Source organism: Nocardioides sp. J54, from assembly GCF_000519005.1.
Lineage (GTDB): Bacteria > Actinomycetota > Actinomycetes > Propionibacteriales > Nocardioidaceae > Nocardioides.
This window is the reverse complement of sequence record NZ_JAER01000060.1, coordinates 1-18,007: the sequence shown is the minus strand read 5'-3', so window position 1 is coordinate 18,007 and position 18,007 is coordinate 1. Positions and strand designations below refer to the sequence as shown.

At 70.7% G+C, this 18,007-nt stretch carries 18 protein-coding genes, 1 tRNA gene and 1 pseudogene; 12 read left to right on the top strand and 8 right to left on the bottom strand.

Annotated features, from left to right (window positions below; all coding sequences use genetic code 11):
• Both NOCJ54_RS0121930 and NOCJ54_RS30100 read right to left on the bottom strand, forming a co-directional pair.
• A partial coding sequence (locus NOCJ54_RS0121930; protein ID WP_028657189.1) for a hypothetical protein occupies positions 1 to 293 on the bottom strand: 293 nt, incomplete at its 3' end.
• A gap of 309 nt (positions 294 to 602) precedes the next feature.
• Entirely contained in the window at positions 603 to 761 is a 159-nt protein-coding gene (locus NOCJ54_RS30100; protein WP_107776774.1) for a DUF5679 domain-containing protein, read from the bottom strand.
• Between the two features lie 141 nt (positions 762 to 902).
• Between NOCJ54_RS30100 and NOCJ54_RS0121920 the strand changes: the two genes are divergently transcribed.
• The 3 genes from NOCJ54_RS0121920 (at position 903) to NOCJ54_RS0121910 (ending at position 3,966) form a co-directional block, all read left to right on the top strand.
• Positions 903 to 1,736 (top strand): enoyl-CoA hydratase/isomerase family protein, encoded by an 834-nt coding sequence (locus tag NOCJ54_RS0121920; protein WP_028657188.1) that lies wholly within the window; start codon positions 903 to 905, stop codon positions 1,734 to 1,736.
• Positions 1,737 to 2,115: 379 nt separating this feature from the next.
• Complete coding sequence (locus tag NOCJ54_RS0121915) at positions 2,116 to 3,159, top strand: PHP domain-containing protein (RefSeq protein ID WP_028657187.1); 1,044 nt, start codon at positions 2,116 to 2,118, stop codon at positions 3,157 to 3,159.
• Between the two features lie 237 nt (positions 3,160 to 3,396).
• On the top strand, positions 3,397 to 3,966 hold the full coding sequence (locus NOCJ54_RS0121910) for a M48 metallopeptidase family protein (RefSeq protein WP_028657186.1): 570 nt from the start codon (positions 3,397 to 3,399) through the stop codon (positions 3,964 to 3,966).
• A 167-nt stretch (positions 3,967 to 4,133) separates the two neighbouring features.
• On the opposite strand, the gene NOCJ54_RS0121905 is transcribed toward NOCJ54_RS0121910, so the two are convergent.
• On the bottom strand, positions 4,134 to 4,679 hold the full coding sequence (locus tag NOCJ54_RS0121905; RefSeq protein WP_028657185.1) for an NUDIX hydrolase: 546 nt from the start codon (positions 4,677 to 4,679) through the stop codon (positions 4,134 to 4,136).
• Positions 4,676 to 6,073 (bottom strand): zinc-dependent metalloprotease, encoded by a 1,398-nt coding sequence (locus NOCJ54_RS0121900; RefSeq protein ID WP_028657184.1) that lies wholly within the window; start codon positions 6,071 to 6,073, stop codon positions 4,676 to 4,678. The genes NOCJ54_RS0121905 and NOCJ54_RS0121900 overlap by 4 nt, the downstream gene beginning before the upstream one ends.
• 85 nt (positions 6,074 to 6,158) lie before the next feature.
• On the opposite strand from NOCJ54_RS0121900, the gene NOCJ54_RS0121895 reads away from it, so the two are divergent.
• From NOCJ54_RS0121895 to NOCJ54_RS0121860, 8 genes are all read left to right on the top strand, one after another.
• Positions 6,159 to 6,587, top strand: coding sequence for a molybdenum cofactor biosynthesis protein MoaE (locus NOCJ54_RS0121895; RefSeq protein WP_051486268.1), 429 nt, complete (start codon positions 6,159 to 6,161; stop codon positions 6,585 to 6,587).
• Positions 6,588 to 6,685: 98 nt separating this feature from the next.
• On the top strand, positions 6,686 to 7,027 hold the full coding sequence (locus NOCJ54_RS29220; RefSeq protein WP_084255605.1) for a hypothetical protein: 342 nt from the start codon (positions 6,686 to 6,688) through the stop codon (positions 7,025 to 7,027).
• 84 nt (positions 7,028 to 7,111) lie between these two features.
• Positions 7,112 to 8,149, top strand: a complete 1,038-nt coding sequence (locus tag NOCJ54_RS0121885) for a YlbL family protein (RefSeq protein WP_028657182.1) — start codon at positions 7,112 to 7,114, stop codon at positions 8,147 to 8,149.
• Positions 8,150 to 8,197: 48 nt separating this feature from the next.
• Complete coding sequence (locus tag NOCJ54_RS27610; RefSeq protein WP_036519293.1) at positions 8,198 to 8,767, top strand: PPA1309 family protein; 570 nt, start codon at positions 8,198 to 8,200, stop codon at positions 8,765 to 8,767.
• Positions 8,760 to 11,786: a UPF0182 family membrane protein gene (locus NOCJ54_RS27605; protein WP_084255603.1), complete on the top strand. Its 3,027-nt coding sequence runs from the start codon at positions 8,760 to 8,762 to the stop codon at positions 11,784 to 11,786. The genes NOCJ54_RS27610 and NOCJ54_RS27605 overlap by 8 nt, the downstream gene beginning before the upstream one ends.
• The gene (locus NOCJ54_RS27600; protein WP_232221861.1) at positions 11,783 to 12,208 is read left to right on the top strand and encodes a limonene-1,2-epoxide hydrolase family protein; all 426 of its coding nucleotides are present in this window, start codon (positions 11,783 to 11,785) and stop codon (positions 12,206 to 12,208) included. The genes NOCJ54_RS27605 and NOCJ54_RS27600 overlap by 4 nt, the downstream gene beginning before the upstream one ends.
• A gap of 52 nt (positions 12,209 to 12,260) precedes the next feature.
• On the top strand, positions 12,261 to 12,863 hold the full coding sequence (locus NOCJ54_RS0121865) for a trimeric intracellular cation channel family protein (RefSeq protein ID WP_028657181.1): 603 nt from the start codon (positions 12,261 to 12,263) through the stop codon (positions 12,861 to 12,863).
• A 66-nt stretch (positions 12,864 to 12,929) separates the two neighbouring features.
• Positions 12,930 to 13,006 (top strand) — tRNA-Met (locus NOCJ54_RS0121860).
• 164 nt (positions 13,007 to 13,170) lie between these two features.
• On the opposite strand, the gene NOCJ54_RS0121855 is transcribed toward NOCJ54_RS0121860, so the two are convergent.
• The 4 genes from NOCJ54_RS0121855 to NOCJ54_RS0121845 form a co-directional block, all read right to left on the bottom strand.
• Positions 13,171 to 14,283: a tyrosine-type recombinase/integrase gene (locus tag NOCJ54_RS0121855; protein WP_179530362.1), complete on the bottom strand. Its 1,113-nt coding sequence runs from the start codon at positions 14,281 to 14,283 to the stop codon at positions 13,171 to 13,173.
• Between the two features lie 92 nt (positions 14,284 to 14,375).
• Positions 14,376 to 14,804, bottom strand: coding sequence for a helix-turn-helix transcriptional regulator (locus NOCJ54_RS29215; RefSeq protein ID WP_198020306.1), 429 nt, complete (start codon positions 14,802 to 14,804; stop codon positions 14,376 to 14,378).
• Positions 14,805 to 14,869: 65 nt separating this feature from the next.
• Positions 14,870 to 16,441, bottom strand: coding sequence for a hypothetical protein (locus tag NOCJ54_RS0121850; RefSeq protein ID WP_028657179.1), 1,572 nt, complete (start codon positions 16,439 to 16,441; stop codon positions 14,870 to 14,872).
• Positions 16,431 to 16,715 carry a hypothetical protein gene (locus NOCJ54_RS0121845; RefSeq protein ID WP_028657178.1) on the bottom strand — a complete coding sequence of 95 codons (285 nt, stop codon included), beginning with the start codon at positions 16,713 to 16,715 and terminating at the stop codon, positions 16,431 to 16,433. Before NOCJ54_RS0121845 ends, NOCJ54_RS0121850 begins: the two co-directional genes overlap by 11 nt.
• Here NOCJ54_RS0121845 and NOCJ54_RS29210 point away from each other — a divergent pair.
• Positions 16,714 to 17,630 (top strand): annotated as a pseudogene (locus NOCJ54_RS29210) (IS5 family transposase). The gene NOCJ54_RS0121845 and the pseudogene NOCJ54_RS29210 overlap by 2 nt on opposite strands.
• The last annotated feature ends 377 nt before the right edge of the window (positions 17,631 to 18,007 follow it).

Below are 18,007 nucleotides of genomic sequence, written 5' to 3'. Positions count from 1 at the left end.
CGGAGCTGCTCGGCAGCACGGACGAGTCCGCCGCCGGTGCCTTTGTGGCCGCCGAGGAGGTGGGTCAGGTAGTCCTTGACCGAGGCCCAACCGAGCCGTTCGACCGCACACGTCTCAGCCAACCGCTCGGTGGTGCGGAGCAGGGCGGCGTCGAGCAGGCTCTTCGCCGCCGCGATGGCTTCAGCCACCTCGACCGCGTCCTCAGCGGTGAGCTGGTCCCAGTCGGTCTGGGTGAGCTCGGCAGCGCTGTTGGCCAGGGTGGTGGCCGTGGTGAGCGCTGCGGGTGCTGACATGTCCTGATTCTAGTCGAACAGGTGTTCGACAACAAGAGCGAAGGTCAATGAATCCGCAGGTCAGAGGCGTAATTGTGGCCGGCGGGCGGAGGTGCTCCGCGCCGGCGCCGGCCGCTTCCTGCGTTGCCAGCCGCAGGCCGACCGCCCGACCCAGCCGCCCGCCGTACCTCCTCGTCGCTGCCTTTCGGAACCCAGCCATCCGCCCGCCGGAAACCTGCTGGGACCAGCGCCGCCCCCCGAAAACGCGTCACGGGCGGCTCCCACCGAGGTGGGAGCCGCCCGTGACGGTCGGTCTGTGTGGCCGGGTGATCAGGCCTTGCCGAGGATGCGGTTGAGGTTCGTGCCGCACTCGGGGCAGACGGCCTTGGCCATCCGGGTGCCCTTCTCGTTGACCTTGACCTCGCCCTCGGCCTCACGCTTGGCCTTGCACTTCACGCAGTAGAACTCGCCGCTCCAGGTCTCCGCCATGACGGCCTCCTTGCCATGTTTCATTCTGTTGGTCGTCGCGACGGGGTCTCGTTGGGGGAAGCCCGCCGGGGCCCGGAGACACGCTCCGAGCCTCCCTGACCCTACGGCACGCCGCCTGAAGCGCGAAGTAGCGTGCCCCGCATGTCTGAAACCACTTCGAATCCGTCTGCCGCCGCCTCCGCCACCCCGGAGCTCGTCCACCTGCGCCTGGAGCGCCCCGCGGAGGGGGTCGCGCTGCTCGTCCTGGACCAGCCGGACCTCCGGAACGCGATGAGCGACGAGATGACGGCGTCGTGGGTCGCGGCGGTCGACCACCTGGCTGCGGACCCGACCGTACGGGCGGTCGTGGTGACGGGGGAGGGCAAGGCGTTCTGCTCCGGCGGGAACCTGTCGTGGCTGGCCTCGGAGCCGGACGCGACGGTGGACGACCTGCGGGAGCGGATGCTGCCGTTCTACCGCTCGTGGCTGTCGATCCGGCGCCTCGAGGTGCCGACGATCGCCGCGATCAACGGCGCGGCCATCGGGGCGGGGCTGTGCATGCCGCTGGCCTGCGACATCCGCTGGGCCGCGCGCGGGGCGAAGATGGGGGTGCCGTTCGCGAAGCTCGGCATCCACCCGGGCATGGCGGGGACCTACCTGCTGCCCGACGTCGTGGGGCCGGCGGCCGCGCGGGACCTCTTCCTGACCGGCCGGCTGGTCGACGCCGACGAGGCGCTCGCGCTGGGCCTGGTGTCCCGCGTGATCGAGCCGGAGGGCTTCCTCGACGAGGTGATCGCGGGTGCTGCCGGCATCGCCGGCGCCGCGCCGATCGCGACGAAGCTGACCAAGCGGGCGCTGCAGCGTGGCCACGCCAGCATCGAGACCGCGCTGGAGTGGGAGGGCCTGGCCCAGCCGATGACGCTGGCCACCGAGGACCTGCAGGAGGGGATCCGGGCGGCCCGGGAGAAGCGGGCGCCGGTCTTCCGGGGCCGCTGACCCCGGGCTCGGCACCGCGGGGCGGGCGAAAAATGCCGGGGCCCCCGGTCCACAGGCATCCTCGCTTGCCTTCCCCTTGCGAGCGAGGAGCTGGGGCCCGGGGGCCTCGTCGTGGACGACGCTAGGGACCCGCGGCGACATCGGTCAATCCGGCGGGGTGCACCCCTGTGGACAACGCTGTGGAAACGTCTGTGGAGAAGGCGTGGTGTCGGTGGACAGGGGTGGGGGATCGGTGAGTTCGGTGTGGAGGGGCCCGTGCAGGAGCGGGGTTTCCGGGCGTCGTACTGTCTGATGACCTGCAGGAACACTGCCCACAGGTTCTTCCACTGGCTGTGGACAACAAATACTTCTGTCCCGAAGGGAGCGTGACGGCGGTCACATGGCCGATCAGGTGTACGACGGCTCGCCGGTCGCGGCGCTGCGGCGGATCGCGTTCCTGCTCGAGCGCGGCCGGGCGGACAGCTACAAGGTCAAGGCGTACCGCGGCGCGGCCAACGCGATCCTCCCGCTGCCGCACGACGAGGTCGTCGAGCGCGCCGAGGCGGGGAGGCTCACCGAGCTCGCCGGCGTCGGCGCCAGCACGGCCCGGGTGATCAGCCAGGCGGTGGCCGGCCGGGTGCCGGACAAGCTCGCCGAGGTCGAGGAGGAGTACGGCGCCCCGCTGACCGCCGACGGCGCCGGCACCGCGCTGCGCGCCCTCCTGCGCGGCGACCTGCACTCGCACTCGGACTGGTCCGACGGCGGCTCGCCGATCGAGGAGATGGCGATGACCGCGATGGAGCTCGGCCACGACTACCTCGTGCTCACCGACCACTCGCCGCGGCTCAAGGTCGCCCGCGGGCTGTCGGCGGAGCGGCTGACCCGCCAGCTCGCGGTCGTCGACGCGGTCAACGACCACCTCGGCGACGGCTTCCGGCTGCTCAAGGGGATCGAGGTCGACATCCTCGACGACGGCGCGCTCGACCAGACCGAGGAGATGCTCGGCCGGCTCGACGTGCGGGTCGCGAGCGTGCACTCCAAGCTGCAGATGGAGCCGGAGCAGATGACCAAGCGGATGGTCGCCGCCGTGCGCAACCCGTTCACCAACGTGCTCGGCCACTGCACCGGCCGGCTCGTCACCGGCAACCGCGGCACCCGCGGCCAGTCGCGCTTCGACGCCCGCGCCGTCTTCGAGGCGTGCGCGGAGGAGGGGGTCGCCGTCGAGATCAACTCCCGCCCGGAGCGCCGGGACCCACCGACGAAGCTCCTGGAGCTGGCCCGCGACATCGGCTGCCTGTTCTCGATCGACAGCGACGCGCACGCGCCGGGGCAGCTGGACTACCCGCTGCTGGGCTGCGAGCGGGCCGAGGCGGCCGGGATCGACGCCGACCGGATCGTCAACACGTGGCCGGTCGAGCGGCTGCTGGAGTGGGCCCGGCCCTGATTGGGTCTGTGGCCCCGGAGGTTTCGAGGCTCGTCGCTGGCGCTCCTCGCACCTCAACCACCGGGGCGGGCTCGTCGCTGGCGCTCCTCGCACCTCAACCACCGGGGCGGGCTCGTCGCTGGCGCTCCTCGCACCTCAACCACCGTGGCGGGCTCGTCGCTGGCGCTCCTCGCACCTCAACCACCGGGGCGGGCCGGGGTCCCGCTTTTCCGGGCCGCGGGGTCGTAGGGTCGCTCCATGGGTGCGCGGAGCAAGCCGCGGGTCGAGATCCGCCGCTCGGGCAGGCGGCGCCGGACCGTGTCCGCCTACCGCGACGGCCAGAAGATCGTCGTGCTCGTCCCCGACAACCTCTCCGGCGCCGAGGAGCGGGCCTGGGTGAGCCGGATGGTCGCCCGCGTCGAGCGCAAGGAGATGCGCGCCGAGGGCCCCCGCAGGTGGGACGACGACGACCTGATGGCGCGCGCCCTCGAGCTCAGCGACGCCTACCTCGGCGGACTGGCCGTCCCGGAGTCCGTGCGCTGGGTGGGCAACCAGCGGGCCCGCTGGGGCTCCTGCACGCCCAAGGACCGCACCATCCGGCTCTCCGAGCGGCTCCAGCGGATGCCCGACTGGGTCGTCGACTACGTGCTCGTCCACGAGCTCGCCCACCTCATCGAGCCGCAGCACGACGAGAAGTTCTGGGCGTGGGTGGCGCACTACCCGGCCGCGGAGAAGGCCAAGGGCTACCTCGCCGGCTGGTCGGACGCCTCGCGGCTGCCGCGGCCGCCGAGCGAGGAGGTCTACCCCGCCGGCGACACCGTCGACTGACTTGTCGGCGCGAGCGTGTCGCCTGTTGTGCTCGCCGCACGGACCTCGCTGGCGCTCGGCCCGCGGGCGTCGCACGACGCGCCTCCGGCGCGGGCGCCACGCTGCCGCGCTCGCGGTTGGGCCGCGTAGGACCAGCCTTCGCCGGGCGGCAAGCCCGGAAGTCAGGCTTAGGCGAGAACCTCGCGGGCGCGCTGGACCAGGGTGTGCATCTCGGGCTCCAGGTCCGGCAGGTCGTCGACCGGCCACCAGCGCACGGCGAGCGACTCGTCGCTGACCACCGCGGCCGCGCCGGCCGGCACCGCGGCGACGTAGCGCACGTCGAGGTGGTTGACGTCGCCGCGGTCGCCGCAGAAGGGCACCGTGTGCAGGTCGAGCTGGACCGGCTCGGGGTGGAAGGCCAGGCCGGTCAGCCCGCTCTCCTCCTCGGCCTCGCGCAGCGCGACCGCCGCGAGCGTGGCGTCGCCCTCCTCGCAGTGCCCGCCGAAGTGGAACCAGCGCTGGGCCTTGCGGTGCAGGTTGAGCAGCACGTGCTCACCCGCGGCGTCGATCACGAGGGTGCCGGCCGTGACGTGGTCCGGGTACGACGAGCGCCACATCCCGTCCGCACGCGACTCCAGGTGCGTGACGTAGCGGCGGCGCAGCTCCTCCTCGACCGGGTCCGGGGCACGCCAGGACCTCAGGACGCGCAGGGCGTCCGCGTGCAGGTCGCTCACTCGGGCCGGTCGCCCTCGCCGGTGTCGCCGGACTCGCCGGCGTCACCCGACTCGCCCTCGCTGGGCCGGTCGGACTGGTTCGTGCCCTCGAGCAGCTTGCGCAGCTCGGCCTCGAACTCGTCCTCCGACAGCTCCTCCGGCGCGGTCGCCTCGGCGCGGAACGACAGCGGGTCGTCCAGGTCGCTGGCGGTCGGCAGCAGGTCGGGGTGCATCCACACGCCGTCACGGGCCTCGGGGCCGGACCGCGCGCGCAGGCCGCCCCACAGGGTCGACGCGTCGCGCAGCCGGCGTGGGCGCAGCTCCAGCCCGACGAGTGCGGCGAAGGTCTGCTCGGCCGGTCCGCCGGCAGCCCGACGGCGTCGTACCGCCTCGCGGAGCTTCGCCGCGGCCGGCATCCGCTCGTGGGTGGCCTGGCCGACGACCTCGTCGACCCAGCCCTCGACGAGCGCGAGCGCGATCTCGAGCCGGGACAGGGCGGCGGTCTGCGCCTCGGTCTGCGGCGGGTCGAAGAGTCCGCCCTCGAGCAGGCCCTGCATCGACTCGAGGTTGGTCGGGTCGATGCCGCGCAGCTGCTCCTGGACGCGTTCCTGGATCTGCTGGGCGTTGATCTCGAGGCCGCGGGCGTAGTCGGTGACCGCGCCGATGAGGTGCTCGCGCAGCCACGGCACGTGGGCGAACAGCCGCTGGTGGGCGGCCTCGCGCAGCGCGAGGTAGAGGACGACGTCGTCCTCGGAGACGTCGAGGCCCTCGGCGAAGGCCCGCACGTTGCTCATCACCAGCGCCGCCTTGCCCGGGGCGCCGAGCGGCAGGCCCACGTCGGACGCGGTCAGCACCTCGCCCGCCAGGGCGCCGAGGCCCTGGCCGACCTGCATCGCGAGCATGCCGCCGACGGCCTGGCCGATGAGGCCGACGAGCGGGCCCGCTGCGGCCTTCATCTCCTCGGGCAGGCCGCTGGACAGGGAGGTCACCGAGCGGGCGGCGACCGGCTCGACCAGCACCTTCCACACCGGCTGGGTCTCGACCAGCCACTCGGCGCGTGACCAGGCGGCCGTCGTACTCACCCCGGAGGGGAACTCCGTGGTGTCGTCGAGCCAGTGGTCGGCGAGGCGCACGGCGTCGGCCACGCGGTCGCGGTCGCGCTGGCCGGGGGAGGGGTCCGCCTCCTGCGCGACCTGCTGGCGGGCGACGTCGCCGGCGGCGTTCCAGTTCAGCGGGCCGTCGTGCGGTTGCATCAGCGACTGGAGCTGCTGGAAGAACGCCATCCCCCCGCCGGGGCCGAACGGGTTCGCGCCGCCGGGGAACCCACCGCCGAGCGCACCGAAGAGGTGCTCGAAGGGGGTGCCCTTGAAGGGGTTCGGCTGGTCGTCGCCCGGGTTGCCCGGATCGTTGCTCATGGCCCCGAATTTACGCCGCGGAGCCAACCGGCGGTGTGGGGGAGAGCCCTGAGTGGACCCCGAGTCCGGGCCTAGAGTGGGGCCCATGCCTCACCCCGCCGTGCGCCTGGTGGCGATCTCCGACGAGCCGCTGTCGGTCACCGACGTCCTCGACAGCCTCGACGACCCCGCGTCGGGCGGGCTCGTCCTCTTCGTCGGCCGGGTCCGTGACCACGACGGCGGGCAGGGCGTGACCGGGCTGTCCTACTCCGCGCACCCGAGCGCACTCGACCGGCTGCGCGACGTCTGCGACCGCATCGCCGAGGAGTACGACGTCTCCGGCGTCGCCGCCGTGCACCGGGTCGGCGACCTCGGGATCGGCGACCTCGCCGTCGTCGTCGCGACCACCGCCGGGCACCGCGGCTCCTCCTTCGAGGCGAGCCGCGCGCTCATCGACACCCTCAAGGCCGAGGTGCCGATCTGGAAGCACCAGCGGTTCACCGACGGCTCGGACGAGTGGGTCGGCTCGCCCTGACGGAATCGCCCTGACGGAATCGCCCTGACCCGGCCGGGTCTGCCCGGCGCCCGCGTGTCCTGACCGGTCCGCCGTCGCGGGCGACCTACCCTCGTCAGGTGGAGATCCTGCTGTGGCTCGCACCCGCCGCCCTCGCGACGACCGTCGCGATGGTGTGGGTCGCCTGGTGGGGTCGCGAGGGTCGTGGCGAGGTCGACCGCGAGACCGCCGCGCGCCGGCTCGGCGAGGCGCTCTCTCGCGAGCAGCGTCGCCGCCCCGGCTACGCCGCCCCGCCCCGTCCCGAGGACCGCTCCAGCGGCGTCGCGCTGCGGCCGTCGAAGCTGCGCCCGGTCGTGCTGCCTCCGGTGGCGAAGGACGACGCGCAGGCAGGTGGACCCGTCGCGGACCAGCCGCAGGAGCAGCCCGGCGGGCAGGCCTCGCCCGACCGCCGCGCCTCCTGACTGCCGGCCGCGTCCCGAAGCCGACCCCGGGCGATTTCCGACACCCCCACCGACGCGTTGGCCCCGTCTGAGAAGGTAGGCGCCATGAGCCAGCGCCTGATCGCCGCGTGCATCGCGGGACCACTGGTGCTGATCCTCGGCGGCATCGCCCTCGCGGTGCCGCTCCCGTACGCGTCGTACAGCCCCGGCCCGACCTTCGACATCCTCGGCAAGGACGGCGACAACGCCGAGGTCATCCAGGTCGACGGTCACGAGGCCTACTACGACGACGGGCAGATCCGGTTCACGACCGTCATCGCGTCGTCGTACGGGCAGAAGCTGTCCCTCGGCGACGCGCTGACCCGCTGGCTCGACCCCGACCGCGCGGTGGTGCCCTACGACGTCGTCCACCCGGCCGACCGCTCCGCGGAGGACGAGAAGACCGAGGGCGCCATCCAGATGACGACCTCGCAGGACGTCGCCAAGGCCGTGGCGCTCAAGGAGCTCGGCATCGAGGCGCCCAGCGCCGTGCAGGTCGCGTACGTCGACGAGAAGGGCCCGGCCCACGACAAGCTCCTCGCGCGCGACGTCTTCAAGGAGGTCGACGGCGAGCCGGTCGTCGACGCCGACCAGGTCGTCAAGGCGGTGCGCAAGCACAAGGACCGCTCCAACGTGGAGTTCAAGATCCTGCGCGGGCAGAAGGAGATGTACGTCCGGGTCAAGCCGGTCATCGAGGACGGCACGCCGCGCGTCGGCGTCAGCCTCGGCCTCGGCTACGAGTTCCCGTTCGACATCCAGCTGCGCGTCGACCCGAGCGTGGGCGGCCCGAGCGCGGGCCTGATGTTCTCCCTCGCCATCTACGACACGCTGACCCCCGGCTCGCTGACCGGCGGCGCCAACGTCGCGGGCACCGGTGAGCTCCTGCCCGACGGCACCGTCGGCCCGATCGGCGGCATCCAGCAGAAGATCGCCGGCGCCGAGGAGGCGGGTGCGGAGCTGTTCTTCGTGCCGGCCGCGAACTGCTCCGACGTCGGTGACCTCGACCCCGACCTGCGCCTGGTCAAGGCGACCACGATGCACGCGGCCCGCGTCGCGCTGGAGAAGTGGGTCGAAGACCGCGACGCCGAACTGCCCGCCTGCTGACCGCCTGACTGCTGAACCGCCCGCCCCCCGCACCGCGAAACGAGCACCATGGACTACGAGCTGGACGTCGACCCGGCCCTCGCCGCTGCCGTGCTGGAGCTGGAGAAGCACCACGCCAGCGCCGGCTGGGACCAGCCCGCGCGGCTCTACGCGCTGGTCGACACCGCGCAGCTGGTCGAGCAGGAGCCGGGCCTGGCCGCCCAGCTCGGGCTGGACCAGCCGATCGAGCGCGGGTCGCTGACCCCGGTGGAGCAGGAGGCGCTCCCCGCCGGCCAGCAGCTGGAGGAGGTGCTCCCCGGCATCGTGTGGCCCGCCGTGGTCACCGGCTGCGCCGCCGTGGTCGAGCGCCTGGTGCTGCCGCCGGCCGCCGACGGGCAGGTGCCCGAGGACCCGGCCGCCGCGCTGGAGTTCGCGCGGGAGCACCCCGACGCCGAGGAGGTGCGCATCGTCGCCGGGGTGACCCGGCACGGTGCGGCGTACTGCGCGCTGCGGCTGCGCAGCGAGGACGACGACATGGCAGTGATGGGCGGACCGGACCTCGTGCCGGGCCTGCTCGAGCTGCTCCGTGGCACGCTGGAAGACGCTGAGGACGAGCCGATGGGTGGCAACGATGAGTGACCTTTTCGACGAGGAGCCCGCGCGCCCCGCGCCGGAGCGGCCGGGCCGGCGTGCCCGGGCGCTGGTGATCACCGGTGTCGTGCTGGTGGTCGGCTTCTTCCTGCTGACCGCGTTCGCGTCGATCTACACCGACCGCCTCTGGTACAAGGAGGTCGGCTACAGCCAGGTGTTCAGCACCATGCTGTGGACCCGGGTCGGCCTGTTCCTCGGCTTCGGCGCGCTGATGGCCGCGATCGTCGGGGTCAACATGCACCTCGCGTTCCGCTTCCGCCCGCTGTTCCGCATGTCGCCGAGCGACGCGAGCGTCGAGCGCTACCGCGACGCGGTCACCCCGATCCGCGGCTGGCTGCTCGGCGGCGTTGCCGTGGTCGTCGGGATCTTCGCCGGCACCTCGGCGGTGGGGCAGTGGCGCACCTTCCAGCTCTGGCTGAACTCCCAGAGCTTCGGGTCGAAGGACGCCTACTTCGACAAGGACATCTCCTTCTACGTCTTCCGCCTGCCGTGGTGGAACTTCGTCGTCGACTTCGTGATGGCAGCGACCGTCGTCGCGCTCATCGGCACCGCGGTCGTGCACTACCTCTACGGCGGCATCCGGCTCCAGGAGAGCCACGACCGGCTCTCGCCGGCCGCGCAGGTGCAGCTGTCCGTGCTGCTCGGCGTGTTCGTGCTCGCCAAGGCGGTCGACTACTTCCTCGACCGCTACGACCTGGTCACCGACGACCACCGGCTCTTCACCGGCATGAACTACACGGCGGAGAACGCCGTGCTCCCGGCGCGCAACATCCTCGTCGGGGTGGCCTTGATCTGCGCCGTGCTGTTCTTCCTCAACGTGTGGCGCCGCACCTGGCAGCTGCCGTCGGTCGGCCTCGCGCTGCTCGCGCTGTCGGCCGTGCTGCTCGGCATGATCTGGCCGGCCATCGTGCAGAACGTGCAGGTCGACCCGTCCGAGGCGGACAAGGAGAACCCCTACCTGCAGAAGAACATCGACGCCACGCGCGAGGCCTACGGCCTCAGCACCGTCGAGACCGCTCAGTACGAGGGCAGCGCCAACCCCGAGGCCAACGCCGCCCAGGCGCGCGCAGTGCTCGGCCAGCTCGCCAACGCCCCCGTCGTCGACCCGCTGCAGGTGCGCGACACCTTCCAGCAGCGCCAGCAGGTCCGCTCCTACTACAGCGTCCCGCAGGTGCTCGACGTCGACCGCTACACCATCGACGGCCAGGAAGTGCCGCTGGTGCTCGGCGCCCGCGAGCTCGACCAGTCCGGCATCCCGACCGGCGACCAGAACTGGTCGAACCTCCACACCGTCTACACCCACGGCGAGGGCCTGATCGCGGCCTACGCCAACCAGATCGCGCCCAACGACGAGCAGAACGGCCGCATCTCGTGGGCCGAGGGCATCGGCAGCGGCTCGAGCGGCAAGACCGACCTGAGCGAGACGTCGGAGTTCGAGACCCGCATCTACTTCGGCGAGCTGTCGCCGTCGTACTCCATCGTCGGGAAGTCGTCCGACGACGCCAACGACGTCGAGCTCGGCCTGGCCAACGTCGGCTCGGGCGAGGTCCAGCGCACGACGTACGACGGCAAGGGCGGCGTGCCGATCGGCAGCACCTTCAACCAGCTGATGTACGCGATCAAGTTCGGCGAGCCGAACTTCCTGCTCTCCGGCCGCGTCCACGGCAACTCGAAAGTGCTCTACAACCGTGAGCCGGTCGAGCGCGTCGAGAAGGTCGCACCGTGGCTGACGGTCGACAGCGACCCCTACCCGGCCGTGGTCGACGGCAAGATCGTGTGGATCATCGACGGCTACACGACCACCGACAAGTACCCGAACTCCCAGCGTGACTCGTTCGAGTCGATGACCGACGACTCGCTGCAGCAGGAGACCCTCGGCATCCAGACCATCCCGACCGACGAGATCAACTACATGCGCTCGGCGGTCAAGGCGACGGTCGACGCCTACGACGGCACGGTCACGCTCTACCAGTGGGACGAGAAGGACCCGATCCTCAAGACGTGGATGGAGGTCTTCCCGGGCTCGGTGAAGCCGAAGAGCGAGATCGACGAGGCCCTGCTCGAGCACCTGCGCTACCCCGAGGACCTCTTCAAGGTGCAGCGCTTCCAGCTGGCGCGCTACCACGTGACCGACGCGGGCAGCTTCTACTCCGGCAACAACCGGTGGGAGGTTCCCGAGGACCCGAACTCCACGCGGCAGGTGTTCCAGCCGCCGTACCGGCTCTTCGCGACGGGCGAGGGAGACCGGGTCGACAGCGACTGGTCGCTGACGTCGGTGTTCGTGCCGTACCGCAAGGGCTCGCTGGCGGCATACCTGCAGGCGAACTCGGACGCCACCAAGGACGACTTCGGCAAGCTGCGGCTGCTCGAGATGACCGACCAGAGCGCCCAGGGCCCCGGCCAGGTCGTCAACGAGATGAAGCAGGACCAGAAGGTCACCGACACCCTGCGTGACCTCAACGTCCAGCAGGACACCCCGCCGCGCTACGGCAACCTGCTGACGCTGCCGGTCGCCGGCGGCCTGGTCTACATCGAGCCGATCTACGTCGTACGCACCACCGGTGCCGGCAGCTTCCCGATCCTGCAGTACGTGATCGTGAAGTACGGCGAGCGCGTCGGCATCGGCGAGACGCTGCCCGCGGCGCTCGGAGACGCCCTCGACGTGGACACCTCCGGCAGCGGCTCCAGTGGGTCCGGCGGGGACTCCGGCGACGGCGGCGACGGTGGCGACGGCCAGGGGTCGGGCGGCACCATCGACGAGCGGATCGCCTCGGCGCTGCGCGAGGCCGACGACGCGTTCAAGGCCGCGCAGCAGGCCCAGCGCAACGGCAACACCGTGAAGTGGGCGCAGGAGATCGACAAGGCGCAGAAAGCCATCGACCGCGCCGTGAAGCTCGCCGACCAGCGCGACAAGGCTGCCGCGGACAAGGCCGGCAAGGGTGACAACGGCAAGGGTGACAACGGCGGCAACGGCGACGCCGACGCGGGGGAGGACAGCGAGCAGTGACGAGCGAGATCGAGGTCGTCCAGCGCTTCCTCGGCCGGCTCCAGGAGATGGACGTCGAGGGCGCGGTCGCGCTCTGCGCCGACGACGTCGTCTACCAGAACGTCCCGCTCCCGGCGGCGCGCGGTCGCAAGGCCGTACGCCGCCAGCTCAAGGCGATGACCAAGCTCGGCACCGGGTTCGAGGTGCAGCAGATGCGCAACATCGCCGCCAACGGCCCCGTCGTGCTGACCGAGCGCGTCGACGTGCTGCGCCGCGGCTCGTTCGCGATGGAGTTCTGGGTGTGTGGCACCTTCGAGGTCGAGGGCGGGAAGATCGTCCTGTGGCGCGACTACTTCGACTGGCCGACCTTCCTCGCCGCCGGCGTGCGCGGTGCGGGTCGTGTCGCACGGCAGGCCGTGGCCACGCGCCGCGCTGCCCGCTGACCTCCGTCTCCTCGGGTCTGACCGGTCGGGGCTGGGTGGCAGGGGTACGTCGATGCTGCTGACCCTCGACCTCCTCGGGATCTTCGTCTTCGCCATCTCCGGCGGCCTGGTCGCCGTGCGCAACCAGCTCGACATCGTCGGCGTCGTCGTGCTCGCCATGTCCACCGGCCTCGGCGGCGGTGTCATCCGTGACGTCGTCATCGGCGCCGTCCCGCCGGCTGCGGTGGAGAACTGGCCCTACTTCGTCGTTCCCGTCGCCGCGGGCCTGCTGACCTTCTGGCTGCACCCTGCCGTCGGCCGCTTCGAGCGGGTCGTCAACGTCTTCGACGCCTTCGGCCTCGGCCTCTTCTGCGTCGCCGGTGCCCTCAAGGCCCACGAGTACGGCCTCGGCCCCATCCCGGCCGCCGCCCTCGGCATGGTCACCGGCGTCGGTGGGGGAGTCATCCGCGACCTCTTCGTCGGCCGCATCCCCGTAGTGTTCCGTGCCGGCGAGCTCTACGCCATCCCCGCCCTCGCCGGCGCCGCGGTCGCCTCCACCGGCTTCGAGCTGGGCGCCCACGGACCCGGCATCGTCGTACCTGCCGCGGGCGTGGCCATCACCTGGCGCCTCCTCGCCCTCAGCCGCGGCTGGACCGCCCCGGTGCCGAGAGCGTGACGAGGCGGGGGATGCCCGCCCCGATTTGGTGCCTTTTCACCCCTGTTGTAACGTTGTCATCACCGACGCGGGGTGGAGCAGCTCGGTAGCTCGCTGGGCTCATAACCCAGAGGTCGCAGGTTCAAATCCTGCCCCCGCTACCAGAAAGTGGCCCCTGACCTGCGGAAACGCAGGTCGGGGGCCACTTGGTTTCTTGAGCCACATAGCCTTGTGCCGCGTTTATGTCCCGGAAACCTCCGCGTTGGCGGCCCATTGTTGTCCCGGGGTTGGGGCCAGGCCGGCGCTCGAGGCGGCCGCCTGGGGGACGTCAGACGTCCGATTTGGTCGTCGTGGCTTTGCCGGCGAAGGACTGAAGGATGTGCGTCACGTCGGGTGTCGTCCTGTCCTTCTGGATGTAAAACTCTTTGGTGATCGCGTCTGAGGAGTGGCCGAGAACGCGGGCCGCGGTGTCCGAGTCGACTAGGCGGTCGATCAAGGTCGCGACGGTCTTGCGGAAGGTGTGTGGCGTTACCCAGTCGAAGCCTGTGTCTGCTCGGATCGTGCGCCACCGCCGCTCGATGTTGCCGACTTGGTGCCATGTGCCGTTGCGGGTGGCGAAGACGGCGTTGTAGTGATTCGGTCGTTGCTCGACACGTCGCCTCATCAGAACATCGACTGCGAACGGCGGCAGGGCGATGGTGCGCTTCGAAGAGTCGGACTTCGGCTTGGGCTTGCGGTAGGTGCCCTTTCCCGTCTCCGTCTTGATCGTGCCGCTGATTGACACGGTCGGTGGCGTCGCACTCAAGTCGATGTCCGTCCATCGGATGGCGAGTACTTCTCCGATCCGGCAGCCTGTGGCGAGTAGCAGGTCAATGATGTCGGGCATGTCCTGGTTCGGCTTTGGACCGGGCCGCTTCTTGGTCATCCAGGAGTCCACGGCAGAGCGGACGGCGTTGAGGTCCTCCACCGAGAGCGCTTGGACGTCCTTCTTCTGGCCTCGAAGCCGTGATGTGGAGGAGACCGGGTTGGCTGGGAGCGCGTCGTCGATGACCGCGGCGTCAAACATCATCTTGAGGACCGTCTTGGTCTTCTTGCGGCGGCTGTGGGAGTCCTGGGACCTGATTAGCCGTTCCAGGCGTCCAGCTGTTGCCTCCCGCAGGCGGATGTTGCCGATGGCTGGATTGATGACGTTCTCGATGACGCGTTGGTATTCGTTTGCGGTAGTTGCTTCGGAGCGCTGTTCGGCGCGATACAGCGAGAGCCAGATGTCGGCCACCTGGCTGATTCGCATGTCGGGGCCGATGAGGTCGCCGGACGGGGCGCTTCGGTCGGCGATCTTGGTCTTGAGTTCTCGTACTGCGGCGGCGGCGCTTCGACCGGTCCCCTTGATCTCGCGCGTGACGCCGTCGAAGTCTCGGAAGCGGGTTCTCGCGCGGTACACGCCAGGGCGTACCTCGTTCGTTGTGATGCTCCCGAATGTCCCGATGGGGAGCGGGGGGCGAGCCATGTGCCTTCCTTCTTGACCTCTGAGCGCTAGCGATGCCGCGGACGGGAGCGTCGTGACATGGAACCTAGTGTGCGGGATGTTGGTTGCTGGTCGCTCCCCGAGCGTCGACCCTCATCGTCGATGTCCGTTTCCGCCTGGAGGTCCAGGGGCTCGGCGTGGGCCTCGATCCATGCATCGAGATCGGAACGGCGGTACCGCAATGCGCCGCCGGCCTTCACCGCGCGTGGTCCGAATCCCGGGCGTCGCGTGCGCCAGGTATAGAGCGTCGACTTAGCGATCCCGATGTAGGCAGCCGCCTGGGCAATGTTCATTGTCGCAGGGGTCAGGGCGGGTCGGCCGCGTTCTGTCAGGCGTAGCTCGTCGGGGTCTGCGCCTACATCGTCGGGGATGCGTTCGCTCTGAGCAGCGAGCATCCGGCGACCGCCAACGATGAGGGTCTCCTTCACGGTTTCCATCTCGTGTCCTCCGACCTGCTGTGGTGGGTCTCGGGTGGATCCAAGCCCACGGTGGTGTCTGATGGTCACCTAAGTGGTCCAACAGGTGCCGAGCGATCAATGCTGCTGGGTGGCTTTCTGGGTGGCACGCCGTGTTGCGGCGAAAAGGCCGAGGCGACGTGGGCGTCATGCGCGTGGGCGGTTGCTGATGGCCCACCGGGCCGATGGCTAGGGCAGTTGGAGTGCGCGAGCATGGCAGAGGCTGCCGCGGTGGATGCCGCGGTCGCGGTGGCGGTACTTGCCGAGCGCAGGGTCTCCCGTACCGGCTGCGGCACTCTGACGGCACGTCGGGCGAGGATGTCGGCCGGGGAGACCCACACGACGTCGCCCTCGGCCGGCGGGCTGGCCAGTCCGGACTCCACGTCGTTGTGTGCTCGGCGGGAGAGAGCACGCGCTGGGCCGGTCAGGTTGGGGGTGTCGGCCTTCTCGGCGACGACGTGCGCGAGCTCGGAGCCGGCCTCGATCGCGCGGAGGGTTGCCATGGTGGCCTGGGGGAGCCCGGGCCGGGTGGCGATGGCCTCTGGTGTCGCCAGCGTGGTGGTGTCGTGGGTGATCTGGCGGTAGGCGGCTCGGACTTCCGCGGCTGCGCGGGCCAGGGGCTCCTCGAGGCGGGCGCCGGGGGGAGCGAGGTCGCCCCAGCGGCTGGCCAGGTTGCTCCAGGAGCGGCCTGCGTCGGCGATCGCGGGGACCAGGCGGTCCGAGGGCTCGAGGATGCCGGCGGTGGCGGCCGCGTCGAGGAGGACCATGCTGGCGCCGGCGATGAGTCCTTGGGTGCGGGTGATGAGCAGGAGGTTGGCCGGCGCGAGGTCGCGGGCCAGGGCACGGTGGGACTGGATGTCCCAGTTGGCCAGCGCCTGGGCCAGTCGGCCGGGGTCGTCGACGGGCCGGATGGCCTCGCCGGTGAGGGCGTGGGGGAACCGGTCGGTCAGATAGCTGCGGGCGGTGTTCTCGCATGCGGACATCCGGTCGACCCAGACCCCGGTGGGTGCCACCGCGTAGGGGGAGTGGTGCTGGGCCAGCTGGACGCGGCGGCCTGATTCGCGGGCGTCGGTGACGCGGTCGCGGCCGTTGTCGTGCAGGGCGACGTTGACGGCGTGGGCGGTCAGGTAGAGGCCGTGCATGATCCTGGTGCGCGCTGCCTCGAGGTCGCGGTGGGCCTCGGTCTGCTCGTGCGGGATCTCGGCGCCGTAGCGGCGGACCAGGGCGGCGGCGTTGAGGAGGGTCTGGGTCATCTGGTCGACGCGGGGGTTGGTCGAGCCCTGACCTGGCCAGGCCTTCCGGCTGGACAGGCTGGACTCGATGGTGGCGGCCTGGGCGGAGAGGCTGGTGATGGGGCGGTCGCGCTCGTCGACGCCCGGGCGGCGGCCGGGCAGGGAGGCCCACAGGTCCTCCGCGGCGGCGACCATCGTGGGCCAGCTGCGCAGCAGCGTGCCGGCGTCGTCGCCTCCGACGTCCATGAGCAGCTGGCGGGCCAGGTAGTCGACGTCGAAGAGCATCTCGCCGACGCTGCGCACGTCGCGCGAGGTCATCGGGATCTGGTCGACGTCGAAGAGCTCCTGGTCGATGTCGGCGTATGCGGGGCGCAGGTCAGTAGCCAAGGCCGCGGGCTTCCCGGATGAGGTCGCACAGGTCGACGACCAGCTGCGAGCCGTGGACCAGGTCCGGCTGGTGCAATGGCAGTGGGCGGGTCAGTTCCTCGGCCTCGGTGAGCAGCTGCAGCGGGGTGCGCTCCTCGAGGTCGGCGAGCAGGTCGACGTCCTCGGGCAGCTCGTAGTCGTCGGGCAGCAGGGCGCTGGCTCGGGAGTGGGCGAGGTAGACACCTAGGGCGTGTCTCCCAAGTCCGTGCCTGTAGGGCTGTTTTGATGCGGGCATGTCGCGTGAACGAGTCCTGACCGATGCTCAGTGGGAGCGGATTGCGCCGTTCATGCCATCCTCCGATGGCGTGAAGTCCCGGCCGTTCCGGGACCACCGGCAGGTGGTCGAGGGCGTGATCTACCGGTTCCGGACCGGGATCGCGTGGCGCGACCTACCGAGCTCGTTCGGGCCGTGGCAGACGGTGTGGAAACGCCACAAGCGGTTCTCGATCGACGGGACCTGGGACAAGATCCACGCCCGCCTCCTCGCTGAAGCCGACGCTGCAGGCGACATCGACTGGATGGTCAGCGTGGACTCCACCATCAATCGAGCCCACCAGCACGCCACCACCCTGCGTCGCGTCGAGGAGCCGGCCGGTCGCCGAACCAGGCGCGACACAGGGGGCTGATTCGAACTACAAGAATCCGCGCGAGGAGCCACCAGATCATGCGCTTGGCCGCTCTCGCGGTGGGTTGTCGACCAAGATTCACCAGCTCGTCGACGGCCGCGGCCGCCCGCTCGTCATCACGCTGACGCCTGGACAGGCCGGTGACTCGCCCATGCTGAAGCCGTTGTTGGCGCAGCTCGCGGTCAAACGGCTCGGGCGCGGCCGTCCCCGCAGCAGAATCTGCGGCGGTGCTCGGCGACAAGGCCTACTCCTCGCGAGCGATCCGCGCCGACCTGCGCGCACGTGGGATCAAGGCCGTGATTCCGCAGCCCGCCGACCAGATCGGCCATCGCAAGAAGCGCGGATCGGCCGGCGGCCGACCGCCTGCCTTCGACGCCAAGGCATACAGGGGCCGCAACGTCATCGAGCGCTCCTTCAACGACCACAAGCAGTGGCGCGGGATCGCGACGCGCTACGACAAGCTCGCCACGGTCTACCGAGGAGCGGTCGTCCTACGCGCCATCACCATCTGGCTCGCGACTTAGGAGACACGCCCTAGGGCGAGCACTGCGATCATGCCTCGGGCGGGTGTGTGCGCCCCTGAGGTGATCGGGATGCTCGGTGACGTCGAAGGCGGCCGCTGAGCAGGGGCCAAGCCCCATAGAAGGCGTCGGGGTCCGCGTGACCGCCAAGACCAAAGTACCGCCGCCCGGCTCATGGAGTGCGGCGGACAGAGCCCGTCGACNACTTCGCCGATGTCGAGCACGGGCGACAACCGGCCGCTATCCCGTGCGGGANGGCGGCAGGTCCCCGCGTCAGCTACGGGTAGTAACTGGCGGGATGCTCGCTCTGGTCGTAGCCCACCGAGCGCTATCGGTCAATCCGATCTGAGATGTCTCCACGTCATCTCGGCAACCCGATG

Excerpts from the sequence above, each read along its gene's own strand:
- NOCJ54_RS0121885 (WP_028657182.1), top strand. The coding sequence starts at position 7,112 with ATGAGCCAGCGCCTGATCGCCGCGTGCATCGCGGGACCACTGGTGCTG.
- NOCJ54_RS0121845 (WP_028657178.1), bottom strand. The coding sequence starts at position 16,715 with ATGCCCGCATCAAAACAGCCCTACAGGCACGGACTTGGGAGACACGCC.
- NOCJ54_RS30100 (WP_107776774.1), bottom strand. The coding sequence starts at position 761 with ATGGCGGAGACCTGGAGCGGCGAGTTCTACTGCGTGAAGTGCAAGGCC.
- NOCJ54_RS0121915 (WP_028657187.1), top strand. The coding sequence starts at position 2,116 with ATGGCCGATCAGGTGTACGACGGCTCGCCGGTCGCGGCGCTGCGGCGG.
- NOCJ54_RS27605 (WP_084255603.1), top strand. The coding sequence starts at position 8,760 with ATGAGTGACCTTTTCGACGAGGAGCCCGCGCGCCCCGCGCCGGAGCGG.
- NOCJ54_RS29215 (WP_198020306.1), bottom strand. The coding sequence starts at position 14,804 with ATGGAAACCGTGAAGGAGACCCTCATCGTTGGCGGTCGCCGGATGCTC.
- NOCJ54_RS0121895 (WP_051486268.1), top strand. The coding sequence starts at position 6,159 with ATGCCTCACCCCGCCGTGCGCCTGGTGGCGATCTCCGACGAGCCGCTG.
- NOCJ54_RS0121865 (WP_028657181.1), top strand. The coding sequence starts at position 12,261 with ATGCTGCTGACCCTCGACCTCCTCGGGATCTTCGTCTTCGCCATCTCC.
- NOCJ54_RS0121910 (WP_028657186.1), top strand. The coding sequence starts at position 3,397 with ATGGGTGCGCGGAGCAAGCCGCGGGTCGAGATCCGCCGCTCGGGCAGG.
- NOCJ54_RS0121900 (WP_028657184.1), bottom strand. The coding sequence starts at position 6,073 with ATGAGCAACGATCCGGGCAACCCGGGCGACGACCAGCCGAACCCCTTC.
- NOCJ54_RS0121920 (WP_028657188.1), top strand. The coding sequence starts at position 903 with ATGTCTGAAACCACTTCGAATCCGTCTGCCGCCGCCTCCGCCACCCCG.
- NOCJ54_RS27610 (WP_036519293.1), top strand. The coding sequence starts at position 8,198 with ATGGACTACGAGCTGGACGTCGACCCGGCCCTCGCCGCTGCCGTGCTG.